Genomic DNA, 16603 nt, shown 5'->3' with positions numbered 1-16603 from the left:
GCCGACGCGGGTGGCCAGCCCCGTCCCGCTGGAACCCGGGCCCCGCCGCGGCGATGCGATCAGGCCGTCGCGTCGGTGGTCTCGGCGGCGTCCGCAGGAGCGTCGTCGGGGACATCGGTCGCCTCGAATGCGGCCTCGAGCGCGCTGACGGTCGCATCCTTGTCGTTCGCGACCTCGTTCGTCACGACCTTCTTCACGGCGCCCGCCAGCAGCGCGTCGATGTCGGCGCCCTTCGGGTTGACGGCGACGACGACGAGACCGGCAGCACCCGACTGGAGCACCTTGTCCATCTCCTCGATGGTGGCCTTCGGGATGTTCCGGTGGAAGTGGCCGATGATGCCGCCGGCACCCGCAAGGACACCCGCGGAGGTCGCGGTGCCCACGAGCGTCGTGAACCCGATGACGGGCACGAAGACGGCGAGCGTCGCGCCGAGGACCGCGCCGCCCCACGCGAGGTGGTGCGCCGACGTGTCGTGCCGGTCGATCTTCAGCTGGCCGTCGGCATCCTTCTCCACCACCGCGATCGCGAGGTGATCGATCTGGCCCCCACGCTTGACGTGGCGGATCGCCTCGTAATCCTTGATGGCCGAGTCGCGGTCGGCATACGTGGCGACGGCGACGGTGACGGGCTTGTCGGACATGAGTGTGGCCCCCCTTGGGCGATAGACGCGCGAAGGCGGAAGTCGCCTTCACCCCGACCCTAGGAAGACTGAGCAGTGGGGCACATCATGAACATCACGTGATGTACGCGTGTGCAGAGCGGGAGCCCCGACCCACCGTAAGGTCGAATCATGAGGACGGTGCTGCTCACCGGGTTCGAGCCCTTCGGGTCGGACGCCGTCAACCCATCAGGAGACGCGGTCCTATCGGTCGCCTCGCGTTGGGCGGGCCCCGAGCGACTCGTCGTCGACGTGCTGCCAGTGACCTTCGCCGGCGCCGCGTCCCGGCTCGCGGATCAGCTCGCCGCGCACGACCCCGACATCGTCATCTGCGTCGGCCTCGCCGGCGGCCGCTCCAAGGTCTCGGTGGAGCGGGTGGGGATCAACCTCATCGACGCCCGCATCCCGGACAACTCCGGCGACCAGCCTGTCGACGTGCCCTCGCTCCCTGGCGGTCCCGCGGCGGTGTTCGCGACCCTGCCCGTCAAGGCGATCGTGCGGGATGCGGCGGACCTCGGCATCCCGATCGAGTCGTCGCTCTCCGCCGGATCGTATGTGTGCAACCACGTGCTCGTGCACGCGGGCGCCTGGGCCGCCGACCACGGTCGCCGTGCCGGGTTCATCCACGTTCCCTGGGCCGAGGGGCAGGCGCCGCACGGCGAGCCCGAGCTGCCGCTCGAGACGATCGTCGCGGCGCTCGAGGTCGCGATCCGCACCAGCCTGGACACCGCTCACGACGTGGCCGTCCCGGGCGGCGCCATCAGCTGACGCGCGCCGACAGCGTGCGACTACTGAGCCGGCACCGCCGTCGTGGTCATCACGAGCAGCTGCGGGTCGGAGAGGTCCAACGACACGGTGATCGAGGCGAATTCGGCGAGGGATGCCACGTGCGTGCCGCCGCAGAGGAACCCGACCTCGCCCTCCGGCAGGTCGCAGCGCCACGTGCGGCGGTCGACGATCGTCGGGCCTTCGACGTCGATGCGGCTCGCCGCAGCCGATGCGACCCATCCTGCGAGCAGCTCGTTGATGCGAGCCTGACGCTCGGCGACCGACGCGGCGAAGCCCTCCGAATCGAAGCCCGCCTTCCGCAGGCTCTTGCCGAGCCGGTACTCGTCGACGCTGCCGTCGGCATGGATGCGGCTCGACTGATTCGCCAGCCCCTCGAAGTCCGGGTTGCCGAGCGGGTCGACCCGGATCTCCTTGCGCCAGAGGTCAGCGAGCGCGGCGTCCAGGGCGAGGGATGCCAAGTGGCACGCGGTGTGACCGCGCGAGAGACCGCCGCGCAGGGGCGCATCGACGTCGGCTTCCACAACGACGCCGGGGATCAGCCATGCGGGAGCAGCATCGGCCAGACGATGCCCGACGAGCCACGTCCACCCCTGACCGCCGCGCTTGACCGGGATGTCGGCGCCGACGGCGAAGGATCCATCGTCGGAGACGGCGGCCATCAGGGTATCGGACACCGCAGCCGACCCGGACGACGAACGCAGGACGCCCGCATCCCCCGGCTGGTCCGGCCAGGTGTGATCGACCGGGTGGAACGGCGTGGCATCCAGCACCACGACATCACCCTCCACGCGCACGACCGTGCCGGACCCGGTCACGGCCCCGGACGGGAACGTGACGACGGTCGCCGCGGTCACGCGGTCACGACCTGAGCGGTGCCGGGCTTCGCGTCAGGACCCATCTCGTCGGCGAGGCGGTTCGCCTCCTCGATGAGGGTCGCGACGATCTCCGACTCGGGGACCGTCTTGATGACCTGGCCCTTGACGAAGATCTGGCCCTTGCCGTTGCCCGACGCGACGCCGAGATCGGCCTCGCGGGCCTCGCCCGGGCCGTTGACGACGCAGCCCATGACCGCGACGCGCAGCGGGACGGTCATGTCCTTGAGCCCCTCGGTGACGGAGTCGGCCAGCGTGTAGACGTCGACCTGCGCGCGCCCGCACGACGGGCACGAGACGATCTCGAGCTTGCGCTCACGGAGGTTCAGCGACTGCAGGATCTGGTGACCGACCTTGACCTCCTCCGCGGGCGGCGCGGACAACGACACACGGATGGTGTCGCCGATGCCCTCCGCGAGCAGGATGCCGAACGCCGTCGCGCTCTTGATCGTCCCCTGGAACGCCGGCCCGGCCTCGGTGACCCCGAGGTGGAGCGGCCAGTCGCCGCGCTCGGCGAGCATCCGGTAGGCCTTCACCATGACGATCGGGTCGTTGTGCTTGACCGAGATCTTGAAGTCGTGGAAGTCGTGCTCCTCGAAGAGGGATGCCTCCCATACGGCGCTCTCCACGAGCGCCTCCGGGGTCGCCTTGCCGTACTTCTCCAACAGCCGCTTGTCGAGCGAGCCGGCGTTCACGCCGATGCGCAGAGACACGCCCGCATCCTTCGCCGCCTTCGCGATCTCGCCCACGTTGCCGTCGAACTCGCGGATGTTCCCGGGGTTCACGCGCACCGCGGCGCATCCGGCGTCGATCGCCGCGTAGATATAGCGGGGCTGGAAGTGGATGTCGGCGATCACCGGGATCTGGCTCTTGTGGGCGATGGCGGGCAGAGCGTCCGCGTCGTCCTGCGAGGGCACCGCGACGCGCACGATCTCGCACCCGGAGGCGGTGAGCTCGGCGATCTGCTGAAGCGTCGCATTGATGTTCGTCGTGGGCGTCGTCGTCATCGACTGCACGCTGACAGGCGCATCCCCGCCGACGAGCACCTTCCCGACCTTGATCTGACGGCTCTTGCGCCGAGGCGCGAGCACCTCCGGCACGCGGGGCATCCCGAGATTCACTGCTGGCACGCTCCCCAGCCTACGGCCCGCACGCCCCGTGCCGCCCTGATCGCCCGCATCCCCGGTACCTTTCCAGCATGAGCCTGAGCCACAGCCTGGGGCGCATGACGGGGCGCGATCCGCACGAGGCGCACCGCGCATCCACCCCGCTCGAGCTGCTGTTCGACCTCACGTTCGTCGTGGCGTTCAGCCAGGTCTCGGCGCAGACCGCGCAGTACCTCGAGGCCGGGCACGTGCGGACGGCCATCATCGCGTTCGTCTTCACCGTCTTCGCCGCGATGCTCCCCTGGGTCAACTATTCGTGGCTCGCCTCCGCGTACGACAACGACGACATCTTCTTCCGGATCGCGACGCTCGTCGAGATGATCGGCGTCCTGATCCTCGCCCTCGGCGTGCCGGCGGTGTTCGTCTCGATCGACGCGGGCAAGGTCCTGGACAACCACGTCCTCGTCGCCGGCTACGTCATCATGCGCGTCGCCGCGATCGCACTGTGGCTACGGGCGGCCAAACACGATCCCACGCACCGGGCCACCGCCCTCGCCTACGCGAAGTACATCGCCCTCGCGCAGGTGTTCTGGGTCGCGATCGTCATCGTCGACCTGCCGCTGTGGCCGACGATCGCGATCCTGCTGATCGGCGTCCTCATCGAGCTGCTCGGCCCGAAGTACGCCGAACGCAAGACGAACGGGACCCCGTGGAACCCGCACCACATCGCGGAGCGCTACGGCCTGCTGGTCATCATCACCCTCGGCGAGGTCGTGCTCGGGACGATCCTCGCGATCTCCGCCGGCGTCCAGGAGTTCGGCTGGAGTCTCGAGGCCGCCCTCCTCGCCTTCGGCGGCACGGCGCTCGTCTTCGGCCTCTGGTGGACGTACTTCCTGACGCCGTTCGCCGACCTCCTCGCGCTGCCGAGACCGCGCCCGTTCTCGTTCGGCTACCTGCACTTCTTCGTCTTCGCGTCCGTCGTGGCCGTCGGCGCCGGGCTCCACGTCGCTGCCCAGGCGATCGCGCATCACGGCGACGTCGCCCCGGTCTTCGCGATGTGGACGGTCGCGATCCCCGTCCTCGTGTTCGAGTTCGCGCTCTTCCTCATCTACTCGCTGATGTCGCGCGAGGTCGATCCGTTCCACTTCTGGATGTTCGCAGGATGCGCAGTCATGCTCGCCATCGCGGTGGTCGCGGTCCAGCTCGGAGCCTCCCTCGGCGTCGGGCTCGTCCTCGTCGCAGGCTCCCCCGCGGTCATCGTGGTCGGCTACGAGGCGGGAGGGTGGCGGCACATCCCGGCGATGCTGGAGCGCGCGCGGGCGCGATGACACACGGCGGGCATCGGCATCCCCCACCTGATATCGTGACCGCATGCCCGCGAACCGTTCCTGGTGGCCCGCCTCCTAGGCGGTGTGTTCGCGAACCATTTGACACAGACCGCCCCCGGGGCGGTCTTGTCGTTTGGGCGGCCGCTCCGAGATCCGAGCACGAACGGAAGAGACGTTGACCCTCACTGATCTCGTCGCGAGCGACGCCCCCTTCGCCCTGATCGCGCGCGACCCCGACACCGTCGAGCTCCTCACCGGCGACGTCGTCGATGTCGAGCTCCTCGCCGACATCCCCCTCATCGACCCCTCGACGAGCTCGGAAACCGCGGGGACTCCGCGCGAAGTGCTCGCGCTCGTGCCGTACCGCCAGGTCCGCGAGCGCGGTTTCGCCAGTCACGACGACGCTGCGCCGCTGCGGTGCCTCGTCGTGTCGTCGCATGTATCCCTCCCCCGCGTGGAGGTCCTCGCCCAGCTCCCGACGGCGCCCATCCCGCTCGCCGATCCCGGATTCGACATCGGCGACGAGGAGTACGCCGAGATCGTCCGCCGTGTCATCGCGGACGAGATCGGCCGCGGCGAGGGCGCGAACTTCGTCATCCGCCGCGACTTCACGGCGGGGGTGGATGCGGACCCCCGCGTCGCCGCCCTGACGTGGTTCCGGGCGCTCCTCGAGCACGAGCGCGGCGCGTACTGGACATTCGCGGTCATCACACCCGGTCACATCGCCGTCGGCGCGAGCCCCGAAGCCCATGTCAGCGCACGCGACGGCGTCGTCACGATGAACCCGATCTCCGGCACGTTCCGCCACCCCGCGGGGGGCGCGACGGCCGAGACGCTGACGGAGTTCCTGGAATCGACCAAGGAGACCGAGGAGCTCTTCATGGTCGTCGACGAGGAGCTCAAGATGATGAGCGCCGTCTGCTCGGACGGCGGCCGCATCACGGGCCCGCATCTCAAGGAGATGTCGCGCCTCACCCACACCGAGTACATGCTGCGCGGTCGCAGCCGACTCGACCCGCGCGACATCCTGCGCGAGACGATGTTCGCCCCGACCGTCACCGGCTCGCCGATGCAGAACGCGTGCACCGTCATCGCGCGGCACGAGACGAGCCCGCGCGGCTATTACTCGGGGGTCGCCGCGCTGTTCACCCCGCGTGACACGCTGGCCGTCGGCGAGCCGACCCATGATCTCGACGCCCCGATCCTCATCCGCACGGCATATCTCGTCGACGGGCGCCTGCGTGTTCCCGTCGGAGCGACGCTCGTGCGCCACTCCGACCCGTACGGCGAAGTCGGCGAAACCCACGGCAAGGCGGCGGGCGTCCTCGGCGCGATCGGCGCCGTCGCGCGTGACACCGCCGCGGAGCGGCATGAGGCGGAGCTCGACGAGGACGCACCGAGCGGCCACCGCGCGCTCCTCGGCGACGACCCGGAGATCGCCCGACTGCTGGCCTCGCGCAACGCCAGGCTGGCCGCCTTCTGGCTCAACCCGCAGGATGCCGACGGCTCCGGCCCGTTCGCAGGCCGCACGGCGCTCGTGGTCGACGCGGAGGATCGATTCACGACGATGCTCGCCCATCAGCTGCGCCATCTCGGTCTCGACGTCCGGATCGCCCCGTGGGCGGAGGTCGCCGATGCCGACATCGATGCGGTCGACCTGGTCGTCGCGGGGCCGGGCCCCGGCGACCCCCGCGATTCGTCGAGTGCCCGCATCCGTCGCATGCGCGAGGTCGTGGCGCGTCGTCGTTCGGCGGGCGCCCCGCTGCTGGCCGTGTGCCTCAGCCACCAGATCCTCGCTGACTCGTTCGGCATCGACCTGGCTCCGCTGGACGCGCCGCACCAGGGCCTGCAGAAGACCGTGGACGTCTTCGGGATACCGGCATCCATCGGCTTCTACAACACCTTCACGGCGCGCGTCTCCCCGGGCACGACCCAGGTCGGGGAGGCAGAGGTGGCCGCCGACGCGACCGGCGACGTCTATGCCCTCCGGGGACCGGGGTTCGCCTCGGTGCAGGGCCACCTCGAGTCGATCCTGTCGCGTGACGGCATGACGACCCTGGAGCGGCTCACCGCCCACGCGCTGGCCTGAGCCGGACTCAGGCGGCGAGTTCGAGGTACGGCTCCCACCGGGGGTCGGTGCGCTCGGTGCCGCGTACCGTCCAGTGCGCGCCCTGAGGAGGCCGGGGCGTGAGCCGCAGGTCCCACCCCATCTCCTGCGGGGTACGGTCGCCCTTGACGTTGTTGCAGCGCAGACAGCACGCGACGAGGTTCTCCCAGGAGTCCGCACCCCCGCGCGAGCGGGGAAGGACGTGGTCGATCGTCGATGCGGCCTTGCCGCAGTATCCGCAACGGTGGGCGTCGCGCCGCAACACTCCGCGACGCGTGACCGGCACGCGTCGCCCGCCGGGCAGACGCACATAGCGGGTGAGCAGGATCACGACGGGTCTATCGAAGGCACGCTGGGTACCCCACACCGGATCTTCCTCCATCCGCTCCACGATCGTCGCCTTGTCGTTCATGACGAGCACGAGCGCTCGTTTGAAGGACACGATCGCGAGCGGCTCATAGCCCGCATTCAGCACGAGTGTGCGCATTCCAATTCCTCTCGAATCGCCGGGACGGCTTCGCGGTATTCGATGCGGAAAGCGCTTTCGAGCGTGCGGAGGGCATGAAAAAAGGCGCTGTCTTACAGACAGCGCCTCGGCGCCGCAGACAGGCTGCGGCATCCGCTGGTGCAATGCCGAAGGACGAGCAGTCCGAGCGCATCCATGGTTCGGATGCGTGGTGTGCTTCCCATCGGCTCCTCCGCTCTCGCAAGCGTTTCCGGGTTCAGGCTAACGCACACGCCACCCGATGCGGCCCGCGGAACGGGGAAACATCGGGTGGCGTGTCGGAGAACGGATGCCGCTGAGTGCCTACGGAACAGGGCCGGCGTTGGCCTCGAGCCACGCGAGCGGGTCGACCAGTGTGCCGTTGATCGTCACCTCGAAGTGCAGGTGGTTGGCGGTCGAGCGGCCCGTGCTGCCGACCGCGCCGATGAGCTGGCCGGCCGCGACCGTCTGGCCGACCTGCACCTGACGGCTGCCGTACGTCATGTGGGCGTAGGTCGTGGAGACGCGCTGGCCGTTGATGACGGAATCGATGACGATCGCGACGCCGTAGGCGTAGTAGCTCTCGGTCGAGACGCGGACGGTGCCTGCCGCGGCCGCGAAGATCGGCGTGCCGGCGGGGTCGAGGAGGTCGACGCCGTGGTGCTCGCCACCGCGCGCCATGAAGCCGTCGCCGATGTGGTCGACGTGCGCGACCGGCCAGCGGACGGCGCCGCTGCCGGGGGCGACCATGCCGAGGTTCATCTTGAACTTCACCGACGCGGTGGACGCCTTCGCCTTCGCACGCGCGAGCGCGGCGGCCTCGGCCTTCGCCTTGGCGAGCTCGTCGGGGGTCGTGGCGCTGTATCCGTCGCGATCGATCGCCGCGGCCGTCGCGTCCGACGCGACGACGATCTTCTGCGCGTCGTCGGCCGACGCCTGCTGCAGCGTCTGCGCGCTCGCGGTCGGAGTCAGGCTCGCGAACGCGGGGATGGCGACGGTCGCGACGAGGCCGCCGACCATCGCGAGGACGACGACAGCCTTCAGAGGCTTGCGGATGCCGCGCTTGCGGCGGGGAGCGGGGGCGGTGCGGGTGGATGCCGTGACGGCGGCGGTCCGGGTGCTCACGGACCGCTCGGGCAGCGGTGCCGTGTTCGCGGACGCTGCAGCACGCGCCGATCTGCGGGTGGGGGCGACCCCGGTCGAGGGGTCTGCGTTATCGTTCGACGGCGAATCGATCTGCTCAGCCAAATTGTCCTCCGGCGCCTCTGCGCCGGAGCGCTGGCTCGTCAGCACTGTTGTGTTCGGGGCACGTGGTGCAGGCTTCACCGCGCGAACGACGAGCCGGAGAGGCAATTCGCGTGGGGTCCGACGGCGGGCTTCTCGCCTGTGGACTCCCCCACGCTACCGGAAGGTAACGAATCTGTCACGCTCCGCACCTCCGAGTCCGCTTGGAATACCAGAACGCGGCTCAGGCGCGGCCGTCGACGGGGTCAGCTCCGGTCGTCGATGAGGAAGATGTGGGATGCCACTTCGACCGGCAGCTCGAGCGCTTCGTCGCTGCCGTCCATCTGGACGAGGACGTAGCCCTCGCTGAAGCGGAACGACCCGCGGGCGCCGGGCACGACCTCCGCGGCCTTGAGCTGCTGCAGAAGCTCGGGATCGACCTGCGCGGGCTCCGCGAGGCGCCGGACGACGCCCTCGAGGGGACCGCCGTCCTCGTTCAGCCGGCGGACGAGACCGACCACGGCACCGCCGTCGGAACGCGGCATGTCGTCGCCCAGCTGCTCGAGGCCGGGGATCGGGTTGCCGTAGGGCGACTCGGTCGGGTGGCCGAGGAGCTCGACGAGACGCAGCTCGACCTGCTCGCTCATGACGTGCTCCCACCGGCACGCCTCTTCGTGGACGTACGCCCAGTCGAGACCGATGACATCGCTCAGCAGGCGCTCCGCGAGCCGGTGCTTGCGCATGACGTCGACGGCCTTCTGGCGTCCCCCGTCGGTCAGCTCCAGGGTGCGGTCGTCGGACACGATGACGAGGCCGTCGCGCTCCATGCGACCCACCGTCTGCGACACCGTGGGGCCGGAATGACCGAGCCGCTCCGAGATCCGCGCACGCAGCGGCACGATGTTCTCCTCCTCGAGCTCGAGGATCGTGCGCAGGTACATCTCGGTGGTGTCGATGAGATCGGTCATGGCATCCTCGGGCTTGCGGAAACAGGCCCCTCAAGCCTATTCGACGGAGGAACGCCGAGGCTCTCGCATCCTGGCCGCGCGTGTGCCACGCTGTCTGCACGCGTCGCCGGTGATGCGTGCCGGGAGGTTCGGACATGGGCATCTTCCACGATCTGCGCGGCTCGTCGCGCACCGCCATCATGGTCGCCGTCGCCGCGGCGACGGTCGGGATCATCTACGGATACGACTCGTCGAACATCGGCGGAGCGCTCGATTTCATCGCGAAGGACTTCCACATCACATCGGAGGCCGACAAGGGCCTCCTCGTCTCCTACGTCATCTTCGGCGAGATCGCGGGCGCCCTCTCCGGAGGCTGGCTCGCCAACCGGTTCGGCCGCAAACGCATCATGGTGCTCGTGGCCGGGACCTTCGCGCTCTTCTCACTCCTGTCGGCCCTCGCGTGGAGCGTCCCCTCGCTCGCGATCGCCCGCATCCTGCTCGGCGTGACGGTCGGCATCTCGATCGTCGTCGTGCCGATGTTCGTGGCGGAGTCCTCCCCCACGAAGATCCGCGGCGCACTGCTCGTGCTGTACCAGGTGGCGACGGTCTTCGGCATCATCTGCGGCTACCTCGTCGCGTGGGCGCTCGCGCCCACAGGCAACTGGCGCATCATGCTGGGCGCGGCCGCCATCCCCGGCATCCTCATTACCCTCGCCTTGATGCGCGCGCCCGACACGCCGCGCTGGTACATGATGAAGGGCCGCCGAGAGGATGCCGCGAAGGTGCTCGCGCGCATCGATCCGGACGCGGACGTCCACGCGGAGCTGGACAGCATGGAGGCCGATCACGCCGAGGCGGAGGCCGACCGTGCCAAGGGCACGTCGACGTTCAAGCAGATGGTCTCCAAGCCCTATCTGCGCGCCACGGTGTTCGTCGTGCTGCTCGGATTCGCCGTCCAGATCACGGGCATCAACGCGATCGTCTACTACAGCCCGCAGATCATCAAGGCGATGGGCTTCAGCGAGCAGGACACGATGGCGATCTTCGGGCTGCCCGCGCTCATCCAGTTCATCGGGCTCATCGCGGTCTTCGTCTCGATGGCCGTCGTGGACAGGATGGGCCGGCGTCCCGTGCTGCTGACCGGCATCGGCATCATGATCGCGGCCAGCCTCGTGCTGATCTTCACGTTCGGCGTCGGAGCCGCGGGGCAGACCGATCCCACCAACATCCACCTCTCCGGCGTCTTCGTCGCCCTCGGGTTCCTCGGTCTCGTGATGTTCACCGTCGGATTCACGTTCGGCTTCGGCGCTCTCGTGTGGGTGTATGCCGGTGAGACCTTCCCGTCGCATCTGCGCGGTGCCGGCTCCAGCACGATGCTCACGAGCGACCTCGTCGCGAACTACATCGTCGGCGTCGCGTTCCTGCCGCTGCTCAAGGTCCTCGGCGGCGGCGGCGTCTTCGCTGTGCTCGGCGGCTTCGCCGTGCTCGCGTTCCTCTTCGTGTGGAAGTTCGCGCCGGAGACGAAGGGCCGCCCGCTCGACGACATCCGCATCTTCTGGGAGAACGGCGGCAAATGGCCGTCGGACTACGACCCCACTCACGGCGGCACGGCGGTGCCCGAGCCGCGTGGACCCGTCGGAGGACACTGAGCGGAGGGGCCCGACCAGCCGTCCGTCACGGGCCGTCATGCGGGCGGGGGGCCGTATCCCCCGCCCGTAGAATCAGGGAATGCCGGACATCGTCATCCCCCGCGACCTCCTGCCCGCCGACGGACGCTTCGGGTGCGGCCCGTCGAAGATCCGCCCTGCACAGCTCGAGGCCCTCGCCGGCCGCGGCGCCGCGATCCTCGGCACGTCGCACCGGCAGGCGCCGGTGAAGAACCTCGTCGGCAGCGTGCGCGCGGGCCTCGCGGAGCTCTTCCGCGTCCCCGAGGGCTACGAGATCATCCTCGGCGACGGCGGGTCCACGGCATTCTGGGATGCCGCAGCGTTCGGACTCATCGAGAAGCGCGCGCAGAACCTCGTCTCCGGCGAGTTCGGCGGCAAGTTCGCCGCCGCAGCGGCCGCGCCGTGGCTCGAGGCCCCGGACGTCCGCAAGGCGGAGCCGGGCACCCGCGCCTCCGCCGAGGCGGTCGAGGGCGTGGATGTGTACGCATGGCCGCACAACGAGACGTCGACAGGGGTCGCGTCCCCCGTCGTCCGCGTGGCAGGGGATGCAGGCGCCCTCACCGTCATCGACGGCACGAGCGCCGCAGGCGGCATCGACTTCGACGCCGCGCAGGCCGATGTCTACTACTTCGCCCCGCAGAAGAACCTCGGCTCGGACGGCGGGCTGTGGTTCGCGCTCGTCTCCCCTGCCGCGATCGAGCGCATCGAGCGCGTCGCGGCTTCGGGCCGCTACATCCCGGAGTTCCTGAGCCTCAAGAACGCGCTCGACAACTCCCGCCTGAACCAGACGCTCAACACGCCGGCGCTCGCGACGCTGCTGCTCCTGGACGACCAGGTGAGCTGGATCAACGGCAACGGCGGACTCGCGTGGGCCGACGCGCGCACGCACGAGTCCTCGGCCGCCCTCTACGACTGGGCCGAGCTGTCCGCCGTCGCGACGCCGTTCGTCGCCGACCCCGACGACCGCTCCCCCGTCGTCGTCACCGTCGACTTCAACGAGAACATCGACGCCGCCGCGATCGCCAAGACGCTGCGCGCCAACGGCATCGTCGACACCGAGCCGTATCGCAAGCTCGGCCGCAACCAGCTGCGGATCGCGACCTTCGTGTCGATCGATCCCGCCGACGTGCGTCAGCTGATCCGTTCGATCGAGTACGTCATCGTCAACAGCTGACGCGGGTCTCCCGCGCCCGCGCCGACGCCGAACCCCCGGTCTCCAGCGAGACCGGGGGTTTGCGCAATGCGTCAGCGTGACGCGCCGACGTCCGCGTCTTCGTCGTCCGAGTCTTCGTCGTCCGAGTCGTCATCGTCATCGTCCGACTCGTCGTCGTCATGACCGTCCGACTCGTCGTCGTAATCGTCATCCGACTCGTCGTCATCATCCGAGTCTTCGTCGTCGTCCGAGTCTTCGTCGTCGTCCGACTCTTCGTCGTCCGAGTCGTCATCATCCGCGTCATCGACATCTTCGGAGACATGATCGTCAGCGACGAGGTCGATGTCGACGCCGTCGAGGTCGCCCGCGTGCAGGCGCCCGTCCTCGTCCGAGTCGTCATCGTCGGTGTCGTCATCCGCGTCGTCGTCGACATCCGACTCGTCGTCGCTGTCCTCTTCGATCTCGCCGGCGGCGGCCCGCTCGGCCTCGAGCACGGCCTGCTGCGCCTGGTATTCGGCGAGCCGCACGGCCCACGGCACCCATTCGGGGGCGAGGAGCGCGTCGTCGCCGGGAAGGAGCTCGACCTCGAGGACCGTCGGGTCCTCGTCATCGACGCGGGCGAGGCTCACCGTCCAGAACCAGCCCGGGTACCCGGAGAGCAGGTTCGCGAAGCGCAGCGAGACGACGCCGTCGTCCTCGAGGGTGTAGCCCGCGGCATCCCCCACCGTCGTCGGAGGGGTGATCTCGTGGAGAGCGGCGAGCGCGAGGTCGTGCGCGGCCAGCAGGCGCTCGTCGGCGACCCGCTCCGCGGGCGCCGGAGCATCGATGGTCGGCTCGTCGACCGCCGGTTCGTCGATGACCGGTTCATCGGCTGCCTCCTCGGCAGCGTCGACAACGGCTTCTTCAGCACCGGTCTCGTCAGGGATCACTCCGTCGGGCGCGTCCTCCGAAGAGACGCCCTCGACGGGAGCGTCGGAATCAGGCGTCGAAGTCATCCGCGACCTTGCGCAGCACCGCCGCGATCTTCTTGGCCTGACCGCTCGAGGGGTAGCGTCCGCGGCGGAGGTCGCCGCCGATGCCGTCGAGGAGCTTCACGAGGTCTTCGACGATCACGGCCATGTCATCGGCGGGCGTGCGCGCGCGCTTGGAGAGGCTGACCGGCGCTTCGAGGATGCGCACGGACAGCGCCTGCGGTCCGCGCTTGCCGTCGGCCGTGCCGAACTCGACGCGCGTCCCCGTCTTCACGGCGGCGCCGGCGGGCAGGGCGGTGGCGTGCAGGAAGACGTCCTGGCCGTCATCCGAAGTGATGAAGCCGAACCCCTTCTCGTCGTCGTAGAACCTGACCTTGCCGGTGGGCATGCGAAACCTCGCTCGTGCGGGCCCGACTCGCGGGCATAACGGGAACGGAGCGGGGCCGCTCCGGAGAACCTCCAGCCTACGGCACAAGAGCCGCGGGCGATCTGTTCCCGACACCGAGCGGAGTAGGCTGATTCGGATGAGCGCGCGCAGTCACGACACAGGAGTACACGGCCATAAGGCCGACGACGTCCCCGTGCGCCGGATCGACCGCATCCTCGCCTATATGGCGCTGGGCATCACGGCGCTGACGATCGTGTGCTTCTTCGCGGTGATCCTGGCACGGCCCGCGGGTGTCGTGAACTTCGGCGTGGGCCTGTGGCCGACGATCATCGTCACCATGGAGGTCGGTCTGCCGATCGCGTTCCTCATGATCGTGGCACTCCTCATCATGAGCTTCGTGCGCCGCGCACGAGCCAATCGCGCCGACGACCCGCAGGGCCGCTCGGGTCGGTGAGAGACGGGCGCGGCGACGTGAACGGCGCGACCGACGCCCGCGCGCTCGCGACGTGGCTGTCGGGCTGCGACGACGCAGCCCTCGAAGCGATCTTCGCCGATCGCGCTGTGCCGCCGCAGGCGCCGTGGCATGACTTCTTCGACGTCGCCGAGGCGCTGCTGGAGCCGGCGTCCGTCGACCGCGCGCTCGCGGCCACAGCACGCGACGACCTCATCGCGCTCGAGGCGGGACGGCCGCCCGAGCCGCGGCCGCGCACCCTCGTCCGCAACGACGGAACGCCGTACGCGGCTGTCGCGGCCCGGCTCGCCGAGGCGCGAAGCGCGGATCCGGCCGCGTTCGCTCCGCTGGAGCCTGCGGCATCCCCCGCCCCCGCGGATGAGCGCATCGCGGCGGCATCCGCCGAGCGGATCTTCACGTCCCTGAGCGCGCTGACCGACATCGTCGCGGCGAGCCTGGACATCCCCGTCTCCACCACGGCCGCCGGCACGGTCAGCGCCGTCCACCGCCGCACCCTCGTCGAGGACGGAGTGGTCGACGACGGCGACGTCCTCGACGACCTCCTGGCGCTCGCCGCCGACGCGGGCCTTCTGCGCGCCGTCGACCGCGAGTGGCGCGTGACCGAGGGCGGCGAACGCTGGCTGGCACTCCCTGCGCTCGAACGGTGGGATGCCGTCGCGCGCGCGTTCGCGCGGCAGCTGCCCACCGGCATCCGCACCGCCGGCGGCGGCTATGCCCCCTTCTCCTCGTGGGAGAGCGCGTATCCGCTCGACCCGACCTGGCCCGCGCGGGCGACGGCCCTGGGACGGCGCGCGGATCGCTGGGGTCTGAGCTCGGGAGACGAAGAGCCCGCGTGGGCGGCACCGCTGCGCAGAAGCGGTGTGCCGGACACGGACGCCCTCGGCGCGCACCTTCCCGCCGAGATCGACAAGATCTACCTGCAGGCCGACCTCACCGCGATCGCGCCGGGGCCGCTGCGCAGCGATCTCGATCTGCGGCTGCGCGCGATGGCGGCGCGCGAGTCCCGCGCGCAGGCGTCGACGTATCGTTTCACCGACGAGACCGTCGGTGCGGCCGTCGCGGGCGGCGAGACCGAGGAGTCGATCCGTGACTTCCTCGCCGGCCTCTCGCTGACCGGAATCCCCCAGCCGCTCGCGTACCTCGTGGAGCGCACCGCCGCCCGCCACGGTCTCGTGCGTGTCGGCACGGACGCCGAGACCGGTCGTACCCGCGTCGCCAGCAGCGACGAGGCCCTGCTGCGCGCTCTCGCCGTCGACCAGTCGGTGCGGGCCGTGGGACTCGTCGAGACGGGCGACGTCCTCACGACGCGCGTTCCGCGGGATGCCGTCTTCTGGACCCTGGCCGATGCGCGCTACCCCGTGGTCGCGCTGGATGCGAACGGGAACCCCGAGCCGCTGCGCCGACGACGGCCCCTCCTGACCGACGCCCCCCGTCCCTCCGCGGCGCACGAGCGGCTGATCACGCAGCTGCGCGAAAGCGCGGACGCCGGTTCGGATGCCGCGTGGCTGGAGCGCGAGCTCGAACAGGCGGTGCGCTCGCGCGCCGTGGTCGTGGTGACGGTGCTGCTGCCGGACGGCTCGAGCCGCGACCTCGTCATGGAGGCGTCCGGCCTCGGCGGAGGTCGCTTCCGCGGACTCGATCGGGCCGCCGACGTCGAGCGCACGCTCCCGGTCTCCAGCATCGCCGCCGTCCGCCTGGCACCGGTCGCGGAGACGCCCGGCCGCTGATTCAATCCTTCGTCGTCGGTTCGAGCTGAGCGCGGACGGCGTCGACGCCGCGCATCTCGACGGGTGCGCCGAGGATGCGGGCGTGCTCGTCGCGCAGCGACTCCCACCGATCGCGCGTGATGCGCCAGCGGTTCAGGCGCACCGGCGCACCATCGCGCACGACCCGCATCACGCCGTCGGGCTCGTAGCCGGTCCCACACGACACCGCGTTCGACTCCGGGTTGTCCTCCATCGCCGTCGAGGTGACGTCATCGGCGCCGAGCCCCTCGAACAGGAGATGCAGCATCAGGATCCGCATCCGCTTGCCGATCCCGCGCCCGTGGAACTCGAGGCCGAGCCACGAACCCGTCTCGACCTCGCGCAGGACGCCCCAGTCCTTGCCTGTGCCGCCCTGCGTTCCGACGACCTCGCCGTCGACGAGGACCGCGAACTCGAGAAGCAGGTCCTTCGGGTCGATGCGCCTGCGCGCAGACCAGTTGTAGGTCAGCACGTTGCGGGCCACCTCGAGCGGGGTCCCCCGGGTCCACGGGAAGGTGAACGGCATCCGGTCGGGATCGTGCACGCCTCGGCTCGCGACGGCGGCGATCTTCACCAGGAGGTCGTCGTCCGGCCAGCGCATCTCGAGGTCTCCCGCGCGGATGCCGAGGCCCGTCGCCGGCCAGATCTTCACGAGGGAGTCGAGGTCGTCCGTCATCCCGAAAACTTATCG

Annotated in this window: 16 protein-coding genes; 7 read left to right on the top strand and 9 right to left on the bottom strand. The window is 70.0% G+C overall.

The window, feature by feature from the left end; translation table 11 throughout:
• Positions 1-59: 59 nt before the first annotated feature.
• Positions 60-641 (bottom strand): hypothetical protein, encoded by a 582-nt coding sequence (locus QSV35_RS17460; protein ID WP_286290123.1) that lies wholly within the window; start codon positions 639-641, stop codon positions 60-62.
• Between the two features lie 150 nt (positions 642-791).
• Here QSV35_RS17460 and pcp point away from each other — a divergent pair, with 150 nt between their 5' ends.
• Positions 792-1427, top strand: a complete 636-nt coding sequence (gene pcp, locus QSV35_RS17455; RefSeq protein WP_286290122.1) for a pyroglutamyl-peptidase I — start codon at positions 792-794, stop codon at positions 1425-1427.
• Positions 1428-1447: 20 nt separating this feature from the next.
• Here pcp and QSV35_RS17450 read toward each other — a convergent pair whose 3' ends face one another.
• Both QSV35_RS17450 and ispG read right to left on the bottom strand, forming a co-directional pair.
• Positions 1448-2302: an alanyl-tRNA editing protein gene (locus QSV35_RS17450; RefSeq protein WP_286290120.1), complete on the bottom strand. Its 855-nt coding sequence runs from the start codon at positions 2300-2302 to the stop codon at positions 1448-1450.
• The gene (ispG, locus tag QSV35_RS17445; protein ID WP_286290291.1) at positions 2299-3429 is read right to left on the bottom strand and encodes a flavodoxin-dependent (E)-4-hydroxy-3-methylbut-2-enyl-diphosphate synthase; all 1131 of its coding nucleotides are present in this window, start codon (positions 3427-3429) and stop codon (positions 2299-2301) included. The genes QSV35_RS17450 and ispG overlap by 4 nt, the downstream gene beginning before the upstream one ends.
• A gap of 89 nt (positions 3430-3518) precedes the next feature.
• On the opposite strand from ispG, the gene QSV35_RS17440 reads away from it, so the two are divergent.
• Complete coding sequence (locus tag QSV35_RS17440) at positions 3519-4754, top strand: low temperature requirement protein A (RefSeq protein ID WP_286290119.1); 1236 nt, start codon at positions 3519-3521, stop codon at positions 4752-4754.
• A 175-nt stretch (positions 4755-4929) separates the two neighbouring features.
• A complete protein-coding gene (locus QSV35_RS17435; protein ID WP_286290117.1) occupies positions 4930-6843 on the top strand; it encodes an anthranilate synthase family protein in 1914 nt (637 codons plus the stop codon).
• A gap of 7 nt (positions 6844-6850) precedes the next feature.
• On the opposite strand, the gene QSV35_RS17430 is transcribed toward QSV35_RS17435, so the two are convergent.
• The 3 genes from QSV35_RS17430 to QSV35_RS17420 form a co-directional block, all read right to left on the bottom strand.
• Positions 6851-7348: an HNH endonuclease gene (locus QSV35_RS17430; RefSeq protein ID WP_286290115.1), complete on the bottom strand. Its 498-nt coding sequence runs from the start codon at positions 7346-7348 to the stop codon at positions 6851-6853.
• A 321-nt stretch (positions 7349-7669) separates the two neighbouring features.
• Positions 7670-8470: a M23 family metallopeptidase gene (locus QSV35_RS17425; RefSeq protein WP_286290113.1), complete on the bottom strand. Its 801-nt coding sequence runs from the start codon at positions 8468-8470 to the stop codon at positions 7670-7672.
• 365 nt (positions 8471-8835) lie between these two features.
• Entirely contained in the window at positions 8836-9537 is a 702-nt protein-coding gene (locus QSV35_RS17420) for an iron-dependent transcriptional repressor DtxR (protein WP_286290112.1), read from the bottom strand.
• Between the two features lie 134 nt (positions 9538-9671).
• Between QSV35_RS17420 and QSV35_RS17415 the strand changes: the two genes are divergently transcribed.
• Both QSV35_RS17415 and serC read left to right on the top strand, forming a co-directional pair.
• Entirely contained in the window at positions 9672-11165 is a 1494-nt protein-coding gene (locus QSV35_RS17415) for a sugar porter family MFS transporter (protein WP_286290111.1), read from the top strand.
• Positions 11166-11244: 79 nt separating this feature from the next.
• Entirely contained in the window at positions 11245-12357 is a 1113-nt protein-coding gene (gene serC / locus QSV35_RS17410) for a phosphoserine transaminase (protein ID WP_286290109.1), read from the top strand.
• A gap of 71 nt (positions 12358-12428) precedes the next feature.
• On the opposite strand, the gene QSV35_RS17405 is transcribed toward serC, so the two are convergent.
• Complete coding sequence (locus QSV35_RS17405; RefSeq protein ID WP_286290107.1) at positions 12429-13331, bottom strand: DUF3027 domain-containing protein; 903 nt, start codon at positions 13329-13331, stop codon at positions 12429-12431.
• A complete protein-coding gene (locus QSV35_RS17400; protein ID WP_286290106.1) occupies positions 13315-13695 on the bottom strand; it encodes a cold-shock protein in 381 nt (126 codons plus the stop codon). Before QSV35_RS17400 ends, QSV35_RS17405 begins: the two co-directional genes overlap by 17 nt.
• A 136-nt stretch (positions 13696-13831) precedes the next feature.
• Here QSV35_RS17400 and QSV35_RS17395 point away from each other — a divergent pair, with 136 nt between their 5' ends.
• Both QSV35_RS17395 and QSV35_RS17390 read left to right on the top strand, forming a co-directional pair.
• Positions 13832-14149, top strand: coding sequence for a multidrug ABC transporter ATPase (locus QSV35_RS17395; RefSeq protein WP_286290105.1), 318 nt, complete (start codon positions 13832-13834; stop codon positions 14147-14149).
• Positions 14146-15894 (top strand): helicase-associated domain-containing protein, encoded by a 1749-nt coding sequence (locus QSV35_RS17390; protein WP_286290103.1) that lies wholly within the window; start codon positions 14146-14148, stop codon positions 15892-15894. The genes QSV35_RS17395 and QSV35_RS17390 overlap by 4 nt, the downstream gene beginning before the upstream one ends.
• Before the next feature lies 1 nt (position 15895).
• Here QSV35_RS17390 and QSV35_RS17385 read toward each other — a convergent pair whose 3' ends face one another.
• Positions 15896-16588 carry a GNAT family N-acetyltransferase gene (locus QSV35_RS17385; RefSeq protein WP_286290102.1) on the bottom strand — a complete coding sequence of 231 codons (693 nt, stop codon included), beginning with the start codon at positions 16586-16588 and terminating at the stop codon, positions 15896-15898.
• Positions 16589-16603: the final 15 nt, after the last annotated feature.

It is taken from the genome of Microbacterium candidum (assembly GCF_030315975.1).
GTDB lineage: Bacteria > Actinomycetota > Actinomycetes > Actinomycetales > Microbacteriaceae > Microbacterium > Microbacterium candidum.
The sequence above is the reverse complement of the archived record's forward strand: the minus strand, read 5'-3'. Positions and strand labels throughout refer to the sequence as shown.